This is a genomic window from Okeania sp. (assembly GCF_983059655.1).
This window is the reverse complement of sequence record NZ_CEZPJD010000975.1, coordinates 1-2,598: the sequence shown is the minus strand read 5'-3', so window position 1 is coordinate 2,598 and position 2,598 is coordinate 1. Positions and strand designations below refer to the sequence as shown.

The window sequence follows — 2,598 nt, the reverse complement described above, 5'->3', positions numbered from 1 at the left end:
GACTCTAAACACATAAATCCAGGCTGCATAATAAATACTAACCCAGAGCAAAGTAATATCCACAAGATATCAATTGCTTCGTAGGTAGATTGAGATAAGGAAGTTGATATATTTTTCAGTCTAAATTTATTTTTTCTAGGAATAACAGTTTGAATATTATGGAAATTTTGGGGCTGTATAAACTGTAATTCTGGGGAGCTATCAAAGTAAGAATTTTCTAAGTCTGAATTATAAATTTGCTGTGTTATAGCTTCTTTTATCTGATTTGATAATTGATAATTTTGTATATATTTATCTATTAGTGACCCGTGTAAAATAGTTAGTGCTAGGGTCAGGAAAAATAAAATAATCCCTAAAATGGATTTTCGATGCATTGCTTCGAGTCTTAGACTTTTATTTTGTTGGTTTTGAAGAGGAAGCCTTGGGGTTAATGGCTATTTAATGTTGCAAATCTTTGAGGTTTGGCAAAGCAAAATATTTTAAATCTATAAATATATAAATTTGTGGAGAATTTTTTACTTGATTAAACTTAAATTCTCAAGTGAACTAAATCTGTAATGTTTAAGAATATAGAATTCTTGGTATGAAAGTTAGTTAATTGGTATAATTTATATTTTACAGTATGGTTTATTATATGTTTTATCTCAGCATATCATATTTTTCGCCTCAAATAGTATTTACATTTGATATATAGAAGATCAAATGAGATGTTTGAGGTCATTTCACTTAGCCTCCTGTGGTTGGAACTGCGTTAATAGTACCTCTGCAATAAGGAGACTTGAAATACGGAATTCTCTTTAAGCGTTAATACTCTTCTTTTTAAGGAGAGGTCATTTCAGTTATCAGTTATCAGTTATCAGTTATCAGTACCTCTAGCTGTTTGCGGAGCATTCCGTAGGAAAGCAAGAGGCTTGAAGTACGGAATTATTTTTTTTTATCCCCTTAAAAGGGGAGGCGCATACCCACGATTTTTCGGTAATAATTAATAATTAATTACTAATTGTTGAACTATAGCAATCCTATAGGGAACAGGGAACAGGGAACAGGGAACAGGTAAGAGTTTCAGTTTTTTTATCTACTTTTTGATTTGTCGCAACCTATTTAGGGTGTGCTGAAAAAGTCTGATTGTGAAGGTAGGGAGTAGGGAGTAGGGAGTAGGGAGTAGGGAGTAGTTAAGAGTCAGGAGGAATAGGAGTTATAGAGGATGTAGTTGGAACAATTATCTCTTAATTTTTCTGTCCTACTAAACTTTTTCTGCTCACTTTTTGCACCTTTTTGACCTAAAAGCTGGTACATTTTCGGGACAAAAAATTGCTAAAACCAATATCAGTCAATGCTTTCAAGCTTTTTCAGCAAGCCCTATTTAGGATTGCTATACTTACTTAATACATTCATACATACATAAAACAAAGCGACCGGTAATTTGTAGTTTTTCGCCGATCGTTTTATATAAAATTGACATATTTTTGATAAATTATGGCTAGATAGGTATTCTATTCCAAGACAGTAAAAGTTTGAGTCTTTTACTTCTGACTGAAAGCTTCCCAAGTCTTTCTATCCACTATCCCACTAACCTTAATTCCCTGATATTTTTGAAATGCTTTAACTGCTCCTGTGGTTTTTTTGCCAAACACACCATCAATTGGACCTGGATTAAAACCCATTGTTTCTAGACGCATTTGTAAAGTTTTAACTTTAGACCCCTTGTCTCCTTTTGCTAATATCTTTTCTACTTGGATGGATGGTTTTTGTCTTGAGATAGATGGTTTTTGCCTTTGAGGTCTTTGAGTAGGTGGACGAGAGGCAAATGAGGGTTTAGCGAGAGATGTCCAAGTAGCTTCATTTACTATACCTGTTACACTTAAGCCCGCAGACTTTTGAAAAGCTTTTACTGCTTCTCTGGTACGAGTACCAAACACACTATCTACAGCTCCAGGGTTGAAACCTCTAGCATGCAAACGTCTTTGTACTGCCCAGACTTCTGCCCCTCGAGAGCCTTGTGATATATTCTTTTGATTATTCTGTTTTTGAGGTACACCTGAATAGAATGGTTTAGAGAATAGTTCAGGTTGAGCAGGTTTACCTACAGTTCTGATATTTCTACCAATAAAAGGTATCCGAAAGTTTTTATTTTTCTGTCTTTGCCACAGTTTAATTCTGTTAGTATCTTTTGGAGCAGAAGTGGAAGTCTCTAAATTAGACTTACCAGTTAAATCTTCTTCTTTTTCTGTTACTAAAGATTCTGTTTTGTTGGAAGCAACAGCTTTGGCTTGAGTAAAAGTAAATAGGGCTACTAAACTTAATAGAGTAGTAATAGTAGGGATACGCATAATATGTTGTGATGATTGCTTAGTTTTGGTTTGAAAATCTTGACTATCTCTTCAATAACTTTGCTGATTTTGGTAATTCTAGTTTTAGTTAAAATTGGTCTAGACTAAGAATTTGAGCATAACTACATAATTAATATTAACATCTTTGTAGGAAGAAGGAAGAGGGAAGAAGGCATTTAGTTACAGTAGATTCGGTCTCATAAAAAGAAAAGAACAGATATTAACAATTAAACATTCCCAGCGCTTACATCTTGTCCGGAACAGGTGT

Annotated in this window: 2 protein-coding genes; both read right to left on the bottom strand. The window is 33.9% G+C overall.

Annotated elements, in window-relative coordinates; all coding sequences use genetic code 11:
* Positions 1-374 (bottom strand): hypothetical protein (locus AC3DU7_RS30805; protein ID WP_488043043.1); only part of this gene is annotated, 374 nt, incomplete at its 3' end.
* Positions 375-1,523: 1,149 nt separating this feature from the next.
* Entirely contained in the window at positions 1,524-2,330 is an 807-nt protein-coding gene (locus AC3DU7_RS30800) for a peptidoglycan-binding domain-containing protein (protein WP_488043042.1), read from the bottom strand.
* Positions 2,331-2,598 lie beyond the last annotated feature (268 nt).